Consider the following 15,011-nt stretch of genomic DNA (forward strand, 5'->3'; position numbering starts at 1 on the left):
CGGAGCCGTCGTCTCAGCGGACGCGGCTCGGCTGATCCGCCACGACGCCGGAGGTGCCGCGGAGGGGGATGTGCGCGAAGGCGTCGTCCCACTCCGCCGCCCTCCGGCGTCGTCGTGCGCGGACGACCATCCGGAGCAGGACGCCGGCGACCGCGCCGAGAAGCGCGCCGGAGGTGTTCATCACGACGTCGTCGACGGTCGCGAAGCGCGCCGAGAGGAAGAGCAGCTGGCCCGCCTCGATCAGCGAGCTCACGACGGCGCCGACGGCCACAGCGACCCACGCCCTCCGGAGTCGCAGGTTGAGGGCCAGGAGCAGCCCCAGGGGCACGAACAGGGCGATGTTGGCGGTCGACTCGATGAACGCGTAGTCGACCATCGGGAGGCCGTGCCGGGCGAACCAGGAGGTCACCCGGCCGAGATCTCCGCGCACTCCCGCATCGACGGGCGTCGGCCAGAAGGCGATCGCTGCGAGCGCGACCACGTAGGGCACGCCGATGGCGAGGGTGAGGCGGGTGAGCGACCGGGTCACGGTGCTCCTCTCGTCGGTCGTCGGGCGGAGGCGGCGACGACGGCGGAAGAACAGTCTCGCTCCCGGCTGCTGGGATCGGGCCGGGAGGCACGCCCGTGCGCAGGACATTCGGGACGCCGACAGGGGTGCTCGAGCCGGAGAGCGCGGGGCGGTGATCGCGCCGGCTCCGTCGTCGACCGGGCTCCGGCCCGGGCGAGCATCCGCCTGCGGGCGGAGCCCCGCCACAGCAGAATTCCGAGAACGCCCCGGGAACGACGAAGCCCGGCCGGATCATCGATCCTGGCCGGGCTTCTCACCGGTCGGGGTAGCGGGATTCGAACCCACGACCTCCTCGTCCCGAACGAGGCGCGCTACCAAGCTGCGCCACACCCCGGTGTGCTCATCACGGAGAACCGCTCACGAGCCTCGACAATAGTAGCCGATTTCCGGACCGCCGTCGGACACCCCTCGTCAGGCCGCCGGAGTGAGCGTGACGAGGGTCACCTCGGGCCGGCAGGCGAAGCGCACCGGTGCGTAGATCGAGGTGCCGACTCCGGCGGACACGTTGAGGTACGAGCTGCGCAGTCCGTTGTCCCACGTCGTCGAGCCGGCGACCTTGTCGCGCGGGATGTCGCAGTTGGTGACGAGGGCGCCGAAGCCCGGGACGCAGACCTGCCCGCCGTGCGTGTGCCCAGCGAGGATCACCTCGGCGCCGCGGGCGACGAAGTCGTCGAGGATGCGCTGGTAGGGCGCGTGCGCCACGCCGATGCTGACCCCGGCCGGTCCGTCCTCCGCGCCGCGCAGCTCGTCCACGGCTCCGGCGACGAGGTCGATGCGGTCGAGGCCGATGTGCGGGTCGTCGACGCCGAAGAACTCGATGCGCGTCCCCTTCACCGTGATGCTCTCGGCGCGGTTGTTGAGGTCCACCCAGCCGAGCCCGTCCGAGAAGAAGCCGGTCAGCCCGTCGGTGTCGAGATCGGCCTCGTGCTGCTTGGGGTTCTTGGAGGGGCCGACGAAGTAGCGGAGCGGGTTCTTGATCCGAGGGCCGAAGTAATCGTTGGATCCGTTGACGAAGGCGCCGGGGATCCCGGCGAAGGGCTCCAGGGCCCGGCGGATGCCGAGCACGCCGTCGCGGTGGCCGAGGTTGTCGCCGGTGTCGACCACGACGTCGGGGGCCAGGGCGAGGAGCGAGCGGATCCACTCCTGCTTCTTCGTCTGCCACGGGGCCATGTGCAGGTCCGACACGTGCAGGACGCGGATCGGCTCGGAACCGGCGGGCAGCACCGGGAACGACGTGCGCCGGACGGTGAACAGCGTCCGCTCGACGCCGATGCCCCAGGCCGCGGCGACGGCTCCGGCCGCGGCGACGGTCGCGAGGGCGGTGGTGAGGGGGCGACGGGTGCGTCCGGTCATGGGTCCTTCTCTCGCACGTCGGCCGCGAGCGCGGCCGCGTTCATTCTGCCGGACGCTCCCTCGGGAGCAGCCGGGGGTGCGGGGGCTCAGCCCGCGCGGGGCGGGGCGCCCGGTCCGGCGCTGATCTGCAGGGTGATCTCCGCGCCCCGGGAGACGCGCGACCCGGCGGGCGGGTTCGTCTGCGCGACCGTCCCTGCCGGGCGGTCGGAGGGGACCGGAGAAGTGTCGACGCGGACCGTGAAGCCGACGGAGCGCAGGCGTGAGGCCGCCGCAGAGGGGCTCTGGCCGGTGACCTGGGGCACGGCCTCCTGCGGAGCGTCGACGAGCGAGCGGACCGGAGCCGGGAACGCCGTCCCGCCGTACTTGGCGTCGGCGACGCGCATGATGCGCGGCCAGATCTGGTGGCGCACCTGACCGGCGTTCACCCGGTTGAGACTGAATCCGCGCATGGAGGTGAAGCCGGTCACGTTGCCGACCCAGGTGGCGGTGGCGACCTCGGTGCTCGCGCCGACCATCCACGTGTGCAGCGCGTCGTCCGTGGTTCCGGTCTTGCCGATGTGCGGCACCCCGGTGCGGGGGTTGGAAGGGGCGCCGGTGCCGCCCGTCACCACCTGCTGCAGGGCGTAGCCGGCGGTCGCGGCCACCTCCTCGGACATCCCCTGGCTGCACTCGGAGGCGGGCGGCGCGACGTCGGCGCCCGTGCGGTCGACGATGCGGTCGATCGCGATGGGCGTGCAGACGGTGCCCTTGTTCGCGAAGCCGGCGAAGGCCGTGGCCATCGTGAGCGGAGCGATCTCGTTGGTGCCGAGGATGGTCGGCGCGAGCTTCTGCAGCTCGGTCCCGTCGGCACGGTGCACGCCCATCGCCAGCGCCGTGTTGCGGATGCCGCAGAGATCCAGCTGCTGGGCCATGGCGGCGAACGAGGTGTTGATCGAGCCGGTCGTCGCCTGCAGGGCCGTGGTCACTCCTCCGTTGCCGCCCTCGTCGTTCCCGGGGTTCCAGGACTCGCCGTAGTAGACGCCGTCGGGCTCGCAGCTGTCACGGAAGGTCGTGTAGGCGCGGCGGGTGCCGTCGACGCTCTCGCCGAGCGAGTGCCCCTCCTGCAGCCACTCCGCGAGGGTGAACACCTTGTAGGTCGAGCCGACCTGGAATCCCGAGGAGCCGCCGTACCCGAAGTCGGTGTTGTAGTTGACGCTCGTGTAGTTGGGGCCCGTCAGGTCCGGATCGTTGGAGTAGTCCTTGTTCTGGGTCATCGCGAGGATGCGGCCGGTGCCGACCTCGACCGAGACGCTCGCGCTGCCGATGTTCACGTTCGCCATCGACTTGGGCACCCAGTCGTCGGTGGCCGAGACGGCGGCCTGCTGCAGGTCGGAGTCGAGGGTCGTGTAGATCCGGTAGCCGCCGCGCTTGAAGGTGGCGTCGCGCTCGTCCTGACTCGCACCGAACGCGTCGTCGTTCTTGATGACCCAGGTGACGTAGTCGCAGAAGAAGGCCGCGACTCCGGCCGTCTGGCAGCCGGTGCTCGGCTCGGTGATGTCCGGCGTCACGGGCTCGGCGACGGCCGCCTGCGCCTGCTCGGACGTCACCTTCGACTCGAGGTCCATGCGGGTCACGATGTAGTCGCGCCGGTCCCGGGTCTGCGGGTAGCCCTCCGCGGCGGGGTTCGCCGGGTCGCCGGGCCGGTCGAAGCGGAACTTCTCGGGGTTGTTCACGATCGCGACGAGCGCGGCGGACTGCGCGAGCGAGAGGTCCTTCGCGCTCACTCCGAAGTAGTAGCGGGCGGCCGCCTCGACGCCGTAGACGGTGCCGCCGAACAGGGCGATGTTGAGGTAGCCCAGCAGGATGTCGTTCTTCGGGTACTCCTTCTCGAGCCCGATGGCGAGCCGCATCTCGGCGACCTTGCGCTCCGGAGTGGTCTCCGTGGCCTCACGGTAGGCCGCGTCGCGCTCGATCGGATCGCTGAGCGCCTCCGCTTTCTGCACGAGCACGTTCTTGACGTACTGCTGCGTGATGGAGGAGCCGCCCTGGACGTCCCCGCCCATGGCCGTCGTCGCGGCCGCGCGGACGGTGCCGAGCAGATCGATGCCGCCGTGCTCGTAGAAGCGGGGGTCCTCGGAGGCGACCACGGCGTCCTTCACGAACGGCGAGATCTCGTCCCAGCCCACCTCGACGCGGTTCTGGGCGTAGAAGGAGGCGAGCAGCACGTCGCCGCCGGAGGAGTCCTTCGCGTACACGTCGCTCTTCTCGGCGAGCGTGCCGATCTCGAGGTACTCGGGGAGGTTGTCGAACATCTCCACCGTGTTGCCAGCGGCCATGCCGCTCAGCGCGATCGCCGGCGTCACCGAGGCGGCCACCAGGACTCCCGCGACGACGCTCATGGCGACGATGCCGATCAGACCGCCGACGGCGCCCCCGATGGTCTTCACGACTCTGGTCCCGCCCTGCCCCGACATAGAATCAGCGTAGTCGCCGCGCTCGGACGAGCCGCGGCGCTCATCCCGCCGACGCGCGGCGCTCAGCAGTCGTCCCGCACCGGCCGCACCCGAGGAGAGCCATGTCCGTCCCGCGCTGGGAGTACATCACCACCCCGCTGATGATCCACAACACCACGGCGATCCTGAACACCTGGGGATCCGAGGGCTGGGAGCTGGTCCAGATCGTGACCGGTCCCGAGGGCGGCCTCGTCGCGTACCTCAAGCGCCCCGTCGCCGAGGCCGGCGCGTGATCGCCGAGCGTCTCGCGGAGCTCGGCGTCGAGCTGCCCGCCGTGGCGGTCCCCGCCGGCGCCTACGTCCCCGCCGTCGTGCACGGCGGCCTCGTCTACACGGCCGGGCAGATCCCCTTCGTCGACGGCGCTCTGCCGCTGGTCGGCAAGGTCGGCGCCGAGGTGTCGCCCGAGCAGGCGAAGGAGCTGGCCCGCACCTGCGCCCTCAACGCGCTCGCGGCCGTCGCCGACGCGATCGGATCGCTCGACCGGGTGACGCGGATCGTGAAGCTCACCGGCTTCGTCGCGTCCGCCTCCGGCTTCACCGGGCAGCCCGGCGTGATCAACGGCGCCTCGGAGCTGCTCGGCGACGTGTTCGGCGAGCCCGGCCGTCACGCGCGCTCGGCCGTCGGGGTGGCGGAGCTGCCCCTCGGCGCTCCCGTCGAGGTCGAGCTGATCGTCGCCTTCGACTGACGCACCGCCCCCTCCGGCCCACGCGGCGGGAGGGGGCGGCGCCCGGTCAGTCCGCGGCGATCGCGGAGGAGATCACCGCCATCACCTGCGTGTCCGCGAGCGTCGTCGTGTCGCCCACGGCACGTCCCTCCGCCACGTCGCGCAGCAGCCGGCGCATGATCTTCCCCGAGCGGGTCTTGGGCAGCTCCTGCACCACGAAGATCCGCTTCGGGCGGGCGATCGCGCCGATGTGCTCGGCGACGTGCGCCTTCAGGGTGGCCTCGAGCTCGTCGTGTCCGTGGGCCAGCGCCTCGGCCTGACTCGCCTTCGCGATCACGAACGCGACCACGGCCTGGCCGGTGGTCTCGTCCGCGGCTCCCACGACGGCCGCCTCGGCGACGACCGGGTGCGAGACGAGGGCCGACTCGATCTCGGCCGTCGAGAGGCGGTGGCCGGAGACGTTCATCACGTCGTCCACGCGCCCCAGGAGCCAGAGGTCGCCGTCCTGGTCGCGACGCGCTCCGTCGCCCGCGAAGTAGCGGTCGCCGAACTTCGACCAGTAGGTCTCGACGTAGCGCTCCGGGTCGCCCCAGATGCCGCGCAGCATCGCCGGCCAGGGCTCGGTGATCACGAGCAGTCCGCCCTCGTCGGCGCCGACCGGCGTCCCGGAGTCGTCGACCACGTCGATCGAGATCCCCGGCAGAGCGACCTGCGCGGACCCGGGCTTGAGAGTCGTCACCCCGGGCAGGGGGGACACCATCATCGCGCCGGTCTCGGTCTGCCACCACGTGTCGACGATGGGGGTGCGGCCGCCGCCGATGACGTCGCGGTACCAGACCCACGCCTCCGGGTTGATCGGCTCGCCGACCGATCCGAGCAGGCGCAGGCTCGAGAGGTCGAAGCGCTGCGGGATCTGCCGGCCGAGCTTCATGAAGGAGCGGATCGCCGTGGGCGCCGCGTAGAGGATCGTCACGCCGTGCTTCTCGACGATCTCCCACCAGCGACCGGGATGCGGGCTGTCCGGAGTGCCCTCGTACATCACCTGGGTGGCGCCGTTGGCGAGCGGGCCGTAGACGACGTAGCTGTGCCCGGTGATCCAGCCCACGTCCGCGGTCGACCAGTAGACGTCCGACTCGGGGTGCAGGTCGAAGACCGCGCGGTGCGTGAAGGCGACCTGGGTGAGGTACCCGCCGCTGGTGTGCAGGATGCCCTTGGGCTTCCCGGTTGTGCCGCTCGTGTAGAGGATGAAGAGGGGCTGCTCGGCGGGGAACGGCTTGGCGACGTGGTCGGCGTCGACCGCCACGATCTCCTCGTGCCACCAGAGGTCGCGCCCCTCGTGCCAGGCGACCTCGTTGCCTCCGCGGCGCACGACCAGGACGTGCTGGACGCTGGACTCGCCGCCGAGGGCGAGCGCGGCGTCGACCGCCGGCTTCAGGGGCGAGACGGCGCCCTTGCGCCAGCCGCCGTCGGCGGTGATGACGAGTGTCGCCTCCGCGTCGTCGATGCGCGCTCGCAGGCTCTCGGCGCTGAATCCGCCGAAGACGACGGAGTGGACCGCCCCCAGCCGGGCGACGGCGAGCATCGCGATGACCGCCTCCGGGATCATGGGCAGGTAGATCGCGACGCGGTCGCCGGCGCGGACGCCGAGGCTCGTGAGCAGGTTCGCGGCGCGCTTCACCTCGGCGGTGAGCTCGGCGTAGGTGATCGAGCGGGAGTCGCCGGGCTCGCCCTCCCAGTGCAGGGCGACGCGGTCGCCGTGGCCGGCCAGGACGTGGCGGTCGAGGCAGTTGTAGGCCACGTTCAGCTCACCGTCGTCGAACCACTTCGCGAACGGGGGCTCGCTCCAGTCGAGGGTGCGCGTGAACGGTCGGTGCCAGTGCAGGAGCTCGCGGCTCCGGTCGGCCCAGAAGGCGAGGCGGTCGGCCGCGGCCTCGTCGTAGAGCGCGGCGGTCGCGACCGCTCCGGCGGCGAGATCGGCCGGCGGCGGGAACCGGCGGGTCTCGTGGAGGAGGTTGTCGATGGCGTTCCGGTCGGCGGCCGGGGCGTCGGGGGGAGTGGACATCTGCGATTCGCTCCTTCGCGAGTGAGACGTTCGCCGGCCCGCGCGGTCGGCGTCGCACCACCGTAGCGCCCGCCTTCAGCGCGGATCGCCGAGCGCCGCAAGCTGGGTGCGGGGCGGGTGTCGGATAAGAGTCCGCAGAGAACAGGATCCGGGCTTGGCGAATCGCGATCCGTCCCCTACAGTTGCATACGGCCGAATGAACTTCGGCCCAGCGGCGCAAGTGATTCCCCCCAATCCAGCGCCGCCGAGGCGGCACCTGTTCCCCCCAATGGGTGCCGCCCCCTTCTTCCCGCCGGATCCGGCGGAGGGACGCCCCCGCTCGAGCCCTGCTCGCGGGGGCGTTTCCGCGTTGCCGGGACGTCTCCTCGTCGACTGGGCTTCTCTGCGCCGTGGGGCCCCTCCTCGGAGCGGCTCCCTGCCCAGAGCCCCGGGCCGCCCCTGCGCGCGCGTCCGGCCCGGGTCGTTCCTCCACAGGCGCCGACGCGGGCGTCTCTCCTCCGATCGGGCAGGGAGCGCCCCGGCGCGCGGAACGGGCTCCTAGCGTGCCGGGATGACCCGCGACTTCGTCCCCCTCGTCCCCGCCGAGCACCGCCGCGACCCGCTGCCGGTGCGGCCCGCCGCCGCCGGTCTCGGGCTGCTCGCGCCGCACGCCGCGGATCCCGCGGTGACCGACCTCTTCGTGAACGGCGGCGCGGGCCTCTGGATCGACCGGGGCGGTGGTGCGGAGCGGGTTCCGGAGTGGACGCTCGACGCCGCCGGAGCACGGCGGCTGGCCGTCGCGCTGGTCGCGGCCGGTGGACGGCACGTCGACGAGGCGAGCCCGTGCGTGGACGTCAGGCTCCGCCACGGGGTCCGCGTGCACGTCGTGCTGCCGCCGGTGGCGACCGGGGGAGCGCTCGTGTCGGTGCGGGTGCCGCGGTCGGACTCCTGGACGCTCGGGGAGCTGCAGGCGGCCGGGATGCTGGACGACGACGGAGTGCGGCTTCTGCGCGGGGCGGTCCGCGAGCGGTGGAACCTGCTGATCACGGGAGCCGGTGGATCAGGCAAGACCACCCTGCTCGGCGCCCTGCTCGGGTGCGCGGCGCCGACCGAGCGGATCGTCGCCATCGAGGACGTCGGCGAGCTCCGGCCCGCGCATCCGCACGTCGTCTCGCTCGAGGCGCGGCAGCCCAACCTCGAGGGCGCCGGTGCCGTGGGCCTGGACCGGCTCGTGCGGGAGGCGCTGCGGATGCGTCCGGACCGCCTGGTCCTCGGCGAGTGCCGCGGCGTCGAGCTGCGCGAGCTGCTGTCCGCGCTGAACACCGGGCACGACGGCGGTGCGGGGACCCTCCACGCGAACTCCCTCGAGGACGTGCCCGCGCGTCTCGAGGCGCTCGGGGTCCTCGCGGGGCTCGGGCCCGAGGCGATCGCCCGCCAGACGGTCAGCGCGATCGACCTGGTGCTCCACCTCGAGCGCCGCGACGGGCGGCGGCGGCTGGCGGCATTCGGGACGTTCGTGCTCGACGCGGCCGGCCGCCTGAGGGTCGAGGACGGGTCGCTCCCGAGCGCCTCGAGGTCGAGCGCGTGACGGGCCGCGACGGGCTGGACGAGGTCGCGGCCGTCGTGCACCGACTGGCCGTCCTCCTCGCGGCGGGAGTGGCTCCCGCGTCGGCCCTCGGGCATCTCGCGGGGGCGGAGGGGGCGGACAGCGGGGACGCGCGGCGGCGGCGACTGCTCCGGGCGGTGTCGGAGGAGGCCGGCCGCGGGGGCGACGTGACGGAGGCGCTGCTGCGCGGGACGCCGGTTTCGCGGCGGAGCGGCTCGGAGCGGAAGCGGCCGCGACAGCGAGCGCCGGACACCGGTGAGGCGACCGCGTGGGCGGCGCTGGCCGCCGCGTGGCGGGTGGCCGCCGACTCCGGCGCGCCGGTCGCCGCCGCTCTCGGCGAGCTGGCGGAGTCCCTGCGCGAGCTGGCGCGCGCCCGCCGGGACATCGAGGTGGCTCTGGCCGGTCCCTCCGCCACCGGGAGGGTCGTGAGCGCGCTGCCGCTGGCGGCGCTGGGTCTGGGGGCACTGCTGGGCTTCGACGTGGTCGGCGTGCTCCTCGGGACGGTGCCCGGTGCGGTCTGCCTGGTCGGGGGAGCCGGGTTGATGGCGGCCGCGCACGCGTGGACGCGGCGCCTCGTCCGAAGCGCGGCCCCGGCCGATCCGGCGCCCGGGCTCGCGCTCGACCTCCTCTCGGTGGCGCTGGCCGGTGGCGGCTCGATCGAGTCGTCGCGCGCCCGGGTCGTGGCGGCGCTCGCCGAGTGCGGGCTCGACTCGGGCGAGCGCGTGCTCTCCGACGCGGACACGGTGCTCGCCCTCTCCGCGGCGGCGGGCGTGCCGGCCGGACGCCTGCTCCGGAGCGAGGCGGCTCTGGTCCGGGCACGGGCGTCCTCCGGGGCGCGGGAGCGAGCCGCTCGGCTCGGCGTGACCCTGATGCTGCCGCTCGGGATCTGCGTGCTGCCGGCGTTCCTGCTGCTCGGAGTGGCTCCGATGGTCGTCTCGGTGCTGCTCTCGACGTTCTCGGTGGCGGCGTGACGCGGTCGACCGCTCCTCCACAGGGGCGGGATCGGGAGGCGTCTCCACGGATCGGCCGGAGGGTCGATCGGTGGGATCGGGAGTCAGCGATCCTCGGAGGAGGGGCACGGAGCGGGGCGGAACGGAGCAGGACGGATGAGAAGTGACACGGCGATCAGCGGCGGGGGAGTCTCCCGGAGTCGAGGACTCGGTAGGAGCAGGGATGCGGGAAGTGGTGTGCCCGGAACGAGCCGGGGCTCGAGGAGCGGCGGAGGTGCGGCGTCCGGTGGAGGAACGGGCATCGACGTCTCCGCGGGGCGCGTCGAGTGGCGCCGACCCGGGTGGGGAGGTCTCGGCGCTCTGGGCGACGAGGAGGGGTCGGCGACGGCGGAGTACGCGATCGCGACGATGGCCGCGGTCGGTTTCGCCGGGCTGCTGGTGGTCATCCTCAAGGGCGACGAGGTGCGGAGCATCCTGACCGACCTGGTGACCCGCGCGCTCACCGCGGCGGGATGAGAGGCCTTCCGCTGCTGCGCGGGCGGCTCGTCCAGGAGGAGGGCTCGGCCACTGCCGAGCTCGCGCTCGTGCTCCCGGCGGTGGTCGCGGTGCTGGCGCTGTGCCTGGGGTCGGTGGCGGCCTCGGCGCAGTACGTCCGGCTCGTCGACGCGGCCGCCGACGCGGCCCGGTCCGCGGCCCGGGGCGACGACCCCCGCGCGCCGCTCGCCCGGGTGACGGGGGCGTCGCTCACGGCGGGGGAGCAGGACGGACTGGTCTGCGTCGACGTCGCGGCCCGGCTGCGCCCGCTCCCGGCGGTGTCGCTCCCGGTCTCGGTCCGGTCCTGCGCGCTGGGCGGGGGCGGATGATCCGCCGGCTCCCCGGGGCTGTCCGCGACCGGGAGGAGGGATCGGCCGCGGTTGTGGCGATCGGAGTCGTCGCGGGCACGATCCTGGTGACGGCCGCCGTGCTCGCCGGCTGCGCAGGAGTCGTCGGGCACCAGCGAGCGGTCGCCGCCGCGGACGCCTCGTCCCTGGCAGCGGCCGACGTCGCCTCCGGCCTGCTGGCCGGGGATCCGTGCGGACGTGCCGCCGCCGTGGCCCGCGCGAACGGCGCCGAGCTCGTCCTCTGCGACGTCGACGGCGGCGTCGCGAGAACGGAGGCGGCCGTCGCCGCGGGTCCGCTCTCCCTCACGGCGCGGTCGAGGGCCGGCCCGCCGCCCTGAGGGCGGGGGCAGCAGCGGGCGTCGTCCGGACCGAGGTTCGGACGACGCCGCGGGAGCGCGTCAGTCGGAGGAGAGTCGCTGGTACCGGTACGCGGCGGCGGTCGGCAGGGCGCCCGCGCCCTCGTCGTGCTCGAGGCCGCCGGCGAGGAGGTAGATGTAGCGGGAGCCCGCCCTCGCCCCGGGGATCTCGAGGCGTGCGGCGGGGGCCTGATCGTCGCCGTATCCCCGGCGGAGGGTCTTGCCCTCCAGCGGTCCGTCGAGGAGCTTGGCCGTGTAGGCGGAGGTCGTGGTGGTGTGCGTCGTTGCCATGCCTCATCATGCGCCGATCGGCGCCGCGCGTCACCCCCGTCGACGGCAGGCCGGGCAGGCGGCTCCGAGGCCGTGTCCAGCGTCCTCCCGAGGTCCCCGTGTCCTCGGGAGGGGGCAGCACGTCCGGGGTCAGTGTGTATGGTGTGCCTGTCGGGCGCCCCCGCCGATGGGGACGCGTCGCCGTTCCCCGCACCACGTCGCCGCGCACCGTCTCCCCGCAGCAGGGGACGTCGGACCACTGGTCGTCCGACCCGACAGCACCAATCGAGGAGAACTGTGTCCGGCACGAAGAAGCTGGTGATCGTCGAGTCGCCGGCGAAAGCCAAGACCATCGCCCAGTACCTGGGCGACGGCTACGAGGTGCTCGCCTCCGTCGGGCACATCCGCGATCTCATCGAGCCGAAGAACCTCCCCCCGGAGCTGAAGAAGGGCCCGCTGGGCAAGTTCTCCGTCGACGTCGACAACGGCTTCGAGCCCTACTACGTCGTGTCCGACCAGAAGAAGAAGACGGTCGCCGACCTCAAGCGCGCGCTGAAGAACGCCGACGAGCTCTACCTCGCCACTGATGAGGACCGCGAGGGTGAGGCCATCGCGTGGCACCTCCTCGAGGAGCTCAAGCCCAAGGTCCCCGTGCACCGCATGGTCTTCCACGAGATCACGAAGGACGCGATCCAGAAGGCGCGCGACAACACCCGGGACATCGACACCTCCCTGGTCGACGCCCAGGAGACCCGCCGCATCCTCGACCGCCTCTACGGCTACGAGATCTCGCCCGTGCTGTGGCGCAAGGTCGGCCCCGGGCTCTCGGCCGGCCGGGTGCAGTCGGCCGCGACCCGCCTGGTGGTCGACCGCGAGCGGGAGCGCCTGGCGTTCGTGTCGGCGAGCTACTGGGACCTCGCCACCGTGCTGGCGCCCGAGTCGGACGCCGCGGCGGGCTTCGACGCCCGCCTGGCCCGGCTCGACGGCAAGCGGATCGGAAGCGGCCGCGACTTCGACGACCGCGGTCAGCTGAAGGGCGACGTCACCGTCCTCGACGAGTCCACCGCCGGTGCCCTCGCCGAGGCCCTGCGTGACCCCGCCACCACGGTCCGGGTCTCGAACCTCGAGTCCAAGCCGTACTCGCGCCGCCCCGCCGCCCCGTTCACCACGTCCACGCTCCAGCAGGAGGCGGCGCGCAAGCTCCGCTTCTCGGCGCGCCAGACGATGAGCGTCGCGCAGTCGCTCTACGAGAACGGCTTCATCACCTACATGAGGACCGACTCGCCCGGGCTCTCGCAGCAGGCGCTGAACGCCGCACGCACTCAGGCCGCGTCCCTCTACGGAGCCGAGACCGTCCCGGACAAGCCCCGGCTGTACTCCGGCAAGAACAAGAACGCGCAGGAGGCGCACGAGGCCATCCGGCCCGCGGGCGAGACCTTCCGCACCCCGGACCAGCTCTCGGGCACCCTCCGCGGCAACGACCTCCGCCTCTACGAGCTCATCTGGAAGCGCACCGTCGCCTCGCAGATGGCCGACGCCAAGGGCTCGACCGCCACCGTGACGCTGCTCGCCGAACCGGCCGGCGACGTCGCGAAGACCGCCGAGTTCACCGCCTCCGGAACCGTCATCACCTTCCGCGGATTCCTCCTCGCCTACGAGGAGGGGCGCGACGAGGAGCGTCACGGCGCCCGCGACGAGAAGGACGCCAAGCTGCCGGTGCTCGAGGTCGGCCAGAGCCTGGTCGTCGCCGAGGTCGAGGCCAAGGGCCACGAGACCTCGCCGCCCCCGCGATACACGGAGGCGAGCCTGGTCAAGGCGCTCGAGGAGCTCGGCATCGGCCGGCCCTCCACCTACGCGTCGATCATCTCCACCATCGTCGACCGCGGCTACGTCACTCCGCGCGGCACCGCCCTCGTGCCCAACTGGATCGCCTTCTCGGTGGTCCGGCTGCTCGAGGACTTCTTCTCGGACCTGGTGGAGTACGACTTCACCGCCGAGATGGAGGGCGACCTCGACCGCATCGCCGGCGGCGAGGAGGACCGCGTCGCCTGGCTCAACCGCTTCTACTTCGGCGGAGGCACGCACCCCGGGCTCCGACACGTCGTGGACAACCTCGGCGAGATCGATGCGAAGAGCATCAACTCCGTCCGGATCACCGACGACATCACCCTGCGCATCGGCAAGTACGGCCCCTACCTCGAGGTGGCCCAGGAGGAGGGGCAGGAGACGCCGCGTCGCGTCAACCTGCCGCTCGAGCTGGCTCCCGACGAGCTCACGCCCGCCAAGGCGCAGGAGCTCGTCGACGCCCCGGTGCAGACCGACCGCGTGCTGGGAAGCAACCCCGACTCGGGCAAGACCGTCGTCGTTAAGGACGGGCGCTTCGGCCCCTACGTGACCGAGGTCGATCCGGAGCCGGAGACCGCGGCGGATCCCGCCACCGGGGAGGTCGTCGAGCCCGTGCCCGCGAAGCGCGGCGCGAAGAAGCCCGCTGTCGTGAAGCCGCGCACCTCCTCCCTCTTCAAGTCCATGGACGTCGCGTCGATCGACCTGGCGACGGCGCTGCGCCTGCTCGACCTGCCGCGCACGGTCGGTGACGACCCCGAGAGCGGCGAGCCGATCACGGCTCAGAACGGCCGGTACGGCCCGTACATCAAGAAGGGCACCGACAGCCGGTCGCTCACCAGCGAGGACCAGATCTTCGAGGTCGACCTGCCGACGGCGCTCGAGATCTTCGCTCAGCCGAAGTACGGGGCGCGACGCGCGTCGAGCGCGCTGAAGGAGTTCGAGGCGGACCCCGTCAGCGGCAAGCCGATCCGGATCCGCGACGGACGCTTCGGCGCCTACGTGACCGACGGCGAGACCAACGTCACGATCTCCAAGGGCCTGACGATCGAGGAGATCGACTTCGAGCAGGCGGTCCAGATGCTCGCCGACAAGCGCGCGAAGGGCCCGGCCAAGAAGGCTCCGGCCAAGCGCGCGCCGGCCAGGAAGCCCGCGGCGAAGACGACCGCGGCCAAGACGACGGCGGCCAAGACCACGGCGGCCAAGACGACCGCGGCGAAGACGACCGCGGCCGCCAAGAAGACGACCGCAGCGAAGAAGCCCGCCGCGCCCCGCGCCACCGCCGCGAGCCGCGCGGCTGCGGCGGCTGCCGCCGAGACGTCGGACGCGACGGAGTCGTGACCGGGCTGTTCGTCACCCTCGAGGGCGGGGACGGCGCGGGCAAGACCACGCAGGCCCGGCTGCTCGAGGAGTGGCTGGGCACGCGTGGCGAGACCGTCGTCCGCACCCGCGAGCCCGGAGGCACCGAGGTGGGCCTGCAGATCCGCGAGATCGTTCTGCACCACCGCGGCGAGATCGATCCGCGGGCCGAGGCCCTGCTCTACGCGGCGGACCGCGCCCAGCACATCGGGACGCTCGTGCGACCGGCGCTCGAGCGTGGCGAGGTCGTCGTGCAGGACCGCTACATCGACTCCTCCGTCGCCTACCAGGGAGCCGGGCGGGTCCTCGACGCCGTCGAGGTCCGGCGGCTCTCGGAGTGGGCCACCCACGACCTGAGGCCCGACCTCACCGTCCTGCTCGACCTCGACCCCGCCGTCGCGCGGGGCCGGCTCGACGCGGCCCGCACCCGCTTCGACCGGCTGGAGGCCGAGAAGGCGGAGTTCCACGGGCGCGTGCGCGAGGCGTTCCTGGCGATCGCCGAGACGGACGCCGAGCGCTTCCTCGTCGTGGACGCCGCTCTCCCCGTCGAGGAGATCGCGGCCGCGGTGCGGGAGCGGGTCGCCGCGCTCCTCGACGGCGCGTCGGCTGTCGGTGCTCGCGGTTAGCCT

14 protein-coding genes and 1 tRNA gene are annotated in these 15,011 nt (G+C 72.9%); 9 read left to right on the top strand and 6 right to left on the bottom strand.

The features are described 5' to 3' along the window. Positions 1 to 13: 13 nt before the first annotated feature. The 4 genes from C5C10_RS13625 to C5C10_RS13640 all read right to left on the bottom strand — a co-directional run bounded on the left by C5C10_RS13625 (position 14) and on the right by C5C10_RS13640 (position 4,374). Entirely contained in the window at positions 14 to 529 is a 516-nt protein-coding gene (locus C5C10_RS13625; RefSeq protein ID WP_244229599.1) for a VanZ family protein, read from the bottom strand. A gap of 299 nt (positions 530 to 828) precedes the next feature. Then, positions 829 to 902 (bottom strand) — tRNA-Pro (locus C5C10_RS13630). A 77-nt stretch (positions 903 to 979) separates the two neighbouring features. Then, positions 980 to 1,921 carry a metallophosphoesterase gene (locus C5C10_RS13635; protein ID WP_104222183.1) on the bottom strand — a complete coding sequence of 314 codons (942 nt, stop codon included), beginning with the start codon at positions 1,919 to 1,921 and terminating at the stop codon, positions 980 to 982. Positions 1,922 to 2,007: 86 nt separating this feature from the next. Continuing rightward, a complete protein-coding gene (locus C5C10_RS13640; protein WP_104222185.1) occupies positions 2,008 to 4,374 on the bottom strand; it encodes a transglycosylase domain-containing protein in 2,367 nt (788 codons plus the stop codon). A gap of 101 nt (positions 4,375 to 4,475) precedes the next feature. Here C5C10_RS13640 and C5C10_RS17905 point away from each other — a divergent pair, with 101 nt between their 5' ends. After that, a complete protein-coding gene (locus C5C10_RS17905) occupies positions 4,476 to 4,646 on the top strand; it encodes a hypothetical protein (protein WP_164861113.1) in 171 nt (56 codons plus the stop codon). Then, entirely contained in the window at positions 4,643 to 5,098 is a 456-nt protein-coding gene (locus C5C10_RS13645; RefSeq protein ID WP_208543361.1) for a RidA family protein, read from the top strand. The genes C5C10_RS17905 and C5C10_RS13645 overlap by 4 nt, the downstream gene beginning before the upstream one ends. A 46-nt stretch (positions 5,099 to 5,144) precedes the next feature. Here C5C10_RS13645 and acs read toward each other — a convergent pair whose 3' ends face one another. Next, positions 5,145 to 7,139: an acetate--CoA ligase gene (gene acs / locus C5C10_RS13650; protein WP_104233737.1), complete on the bottom strand. Its 1,995-nt coding sequence runs from the start codon at positions 7,137 to 7,139 to the stop codon at positions 5,145 to 5,147. 550 nt (positions 7,140 to 7,689) lie between these two features. Between acs and C5C10_RS13655 the strand changes: the two genes are divergently transcribed. The 5 genes from C5C10_RS13655 (at position 7,690) to C5C10_RS13675 (ending at position 10,893) form a co-directional block, all read left to right on the top strand. Further along, on the top strand, positions 7,690 to 8,706 hold the full coding sequence (locus tag C5C10_RS13655) for a TadA family conjugal transfer-associated ATPase (protein WP_104329497.1): 1,017 nt from the start codon (positions 7,690 to 7,692) through the stop codon (positions 8,704 to 8,706). After that, positions 8,703 to 9,695 carry a type II secretion system F family protein gene (locus tag C5C10_RS13660; protein ID WP_104329498.1) on the top strand — a complete coding sequence of 331 codons (993 nt, stop codon included), beginning with the start codon at positions 8,703 to 8,705 and terminating at the stop codon, positions 9,693 to 9,695. The genes C5C10_RS13655 and C5C10_RS13660 overlap by 4 nt, the downstream gene beginning before the upstream one ends. A 216-nt stretch (positions 9,696 to 9,911) precedes the next feature. Then, positions 9,912 to 10,190 carry a DUF4244 domain-containing protein gene (locus C5C10_RS13665; RefSeq protein ID WP_244229600.1) on the top strand — a complete coding sequence of 93 codons (279 nt, stop codon included), beginning with the start codon at positions 9,912 to 9,914 and terminating at the stop codon, positions 10,188 to 10,190. Next, positions 10,187 to 10,537 (top strand): TadE family type IV pilus minor pilin, encoded by a 351-nt coding sequence (locus C5C10_RS13670; protein WP_104222193.1) that lies wholly within the window; start codon positions 10,187 to 10,189, stop codon positions 10,535 to 10,537. The genes C5C10_RS13665 and C5C10_RS13670 overlap by 4 nt, the downstream gene beginning before the upstream one ends. Further along, a complete protein-coding gene (locus C5C10_RS13675; protein ID WP_104222195.1) occupies positions 10,534 to 10,893 on the top strand; it encodes an Rv3654c family TadE-like protein in 360 nt (119 codons plus the stop codon). Before C5C10_RS13670 ends, C5C10_RS13675 begins: the two co-directional genes overlap by 4 nt. A 60-nt stretch (positions 10,894 to 10,953) precedes the next feature. Here the strand turns inward: C5C10_RS13675 and C5C10_RS13680 are convergent, their stop codons facing one another. Beyond that, a complete protein-coding gene (locus C5C10_RS13680; RefSeq protein ID WP_104222197.1) occupies positions 10,954 to 11,202 on the bottom strand; it encodes a hypothetical protein in 249 nt (82 codons plus the stop codon). A gap of 276 nt (positions 11,203 to 11,478) precedes the next feature. On the opposite strand from C5C10_RS13680, the gene topA reads away from it, so the two are divergent. After that, positions 11,479 to 14,364 carry a type I DNA topoisomerase gene (gene topA / locus C5C10_RS13685; protein ID WP_104329499.1) on the top strand — a complete coding sequence of 962 codons (2,886 nt, stop codon included), beginning with the start codon at positions 11,479 to 11,481 and terminating at the stop codon, positions 14,362 to 14,364. Next, complete coding sequence (gene tmk / locus C5C10_RS13690) at positions 14,361 to 15,008, top strand: dTMP kinase (protein ID WP_104233730.1); 648 nt, start codon at positions 14,361 to 14,363, stop codon at positions 15,006 to 15,008. Before topA ends, tmk begins: the two co-directional genes overlap by 4 nt. The last annotated feature ends 3 nt before the right edge of the window (positions 15,009 to 15,011 follow it).

This window comes from Rathayibacter sp. AY1A3, assembly GCF_002930975.1.
In the GTDB taxonomy this organism is placed as follows: domain Bacteria; phylum Actinomycetota; class Actinomycetes; order Actinomycetales; family Microbacteriaceae; genus Rathayibacter.

What these genes read in the sequence shown, in the direction of transcription:
- C5C10_RS13675 (WP_104222195.1), top strand. Translation starts at nt 10,534, where the DNA reads ATGATCCGCCGGCTCCCCGGGGCTGTCCGCGACCGGGAGGAGGGATCG.
- C5C10_RS13655 (WP_104329497.1), top strand. Translation starts at nt 7,690, where the DNA reads ATGACCCGCGACTTCGTCCCCCTCGTCCCCGCCGAGCACCGCCGCGAC.
- C5C10_RS13670 (WP_104222193.1), top strand. Translation starts at nt 10,187, where the DNA reads ATGAGAGGCCTTCCGCTGCTGCGCGGGCGGCTCGTCCAGGAGGAGGGC.
- C5C10_RS13680 (WP_104222197.1), bottom strand. Translation starts at nt 11,202, where the DNA reads ATGGCAACGACGCACACCACCACGACCTCCGCCTACACGGCCAAGCTC.
- acs (WP_104233737.1), bottom strand. Translation starts at nt 7,139, where the DNA reads ATGTCCACTCCCCCCGACGCCCCGGCCGCCGACCGGAACGCCATCGAC.
- C5C10_RS13640 (WP_104222185.1), bottom strand. Translation starts at nt 4,374, where the DNA reads ATGTCGGGGCAGGGCGGGACCAGAGTCGTGAAGACCATCGGGGGCGCC.
- C5C10_RS13635 (WP_104222183.1), bottom strand. Translation starts at nt 1,921, where the DNA reads ATGACCGGACGCACCCGTCGCCCCCTCACCACCGCCCTCGCGACCGTC.
- C5C10_RS17905 (WP_164861113.1), top strand. Translation starts at nt 4,476, where the DNA reads ATGTCCGTCCCGCGCTGGGAGTACATCACCACCCCGCTGATGATCCAC.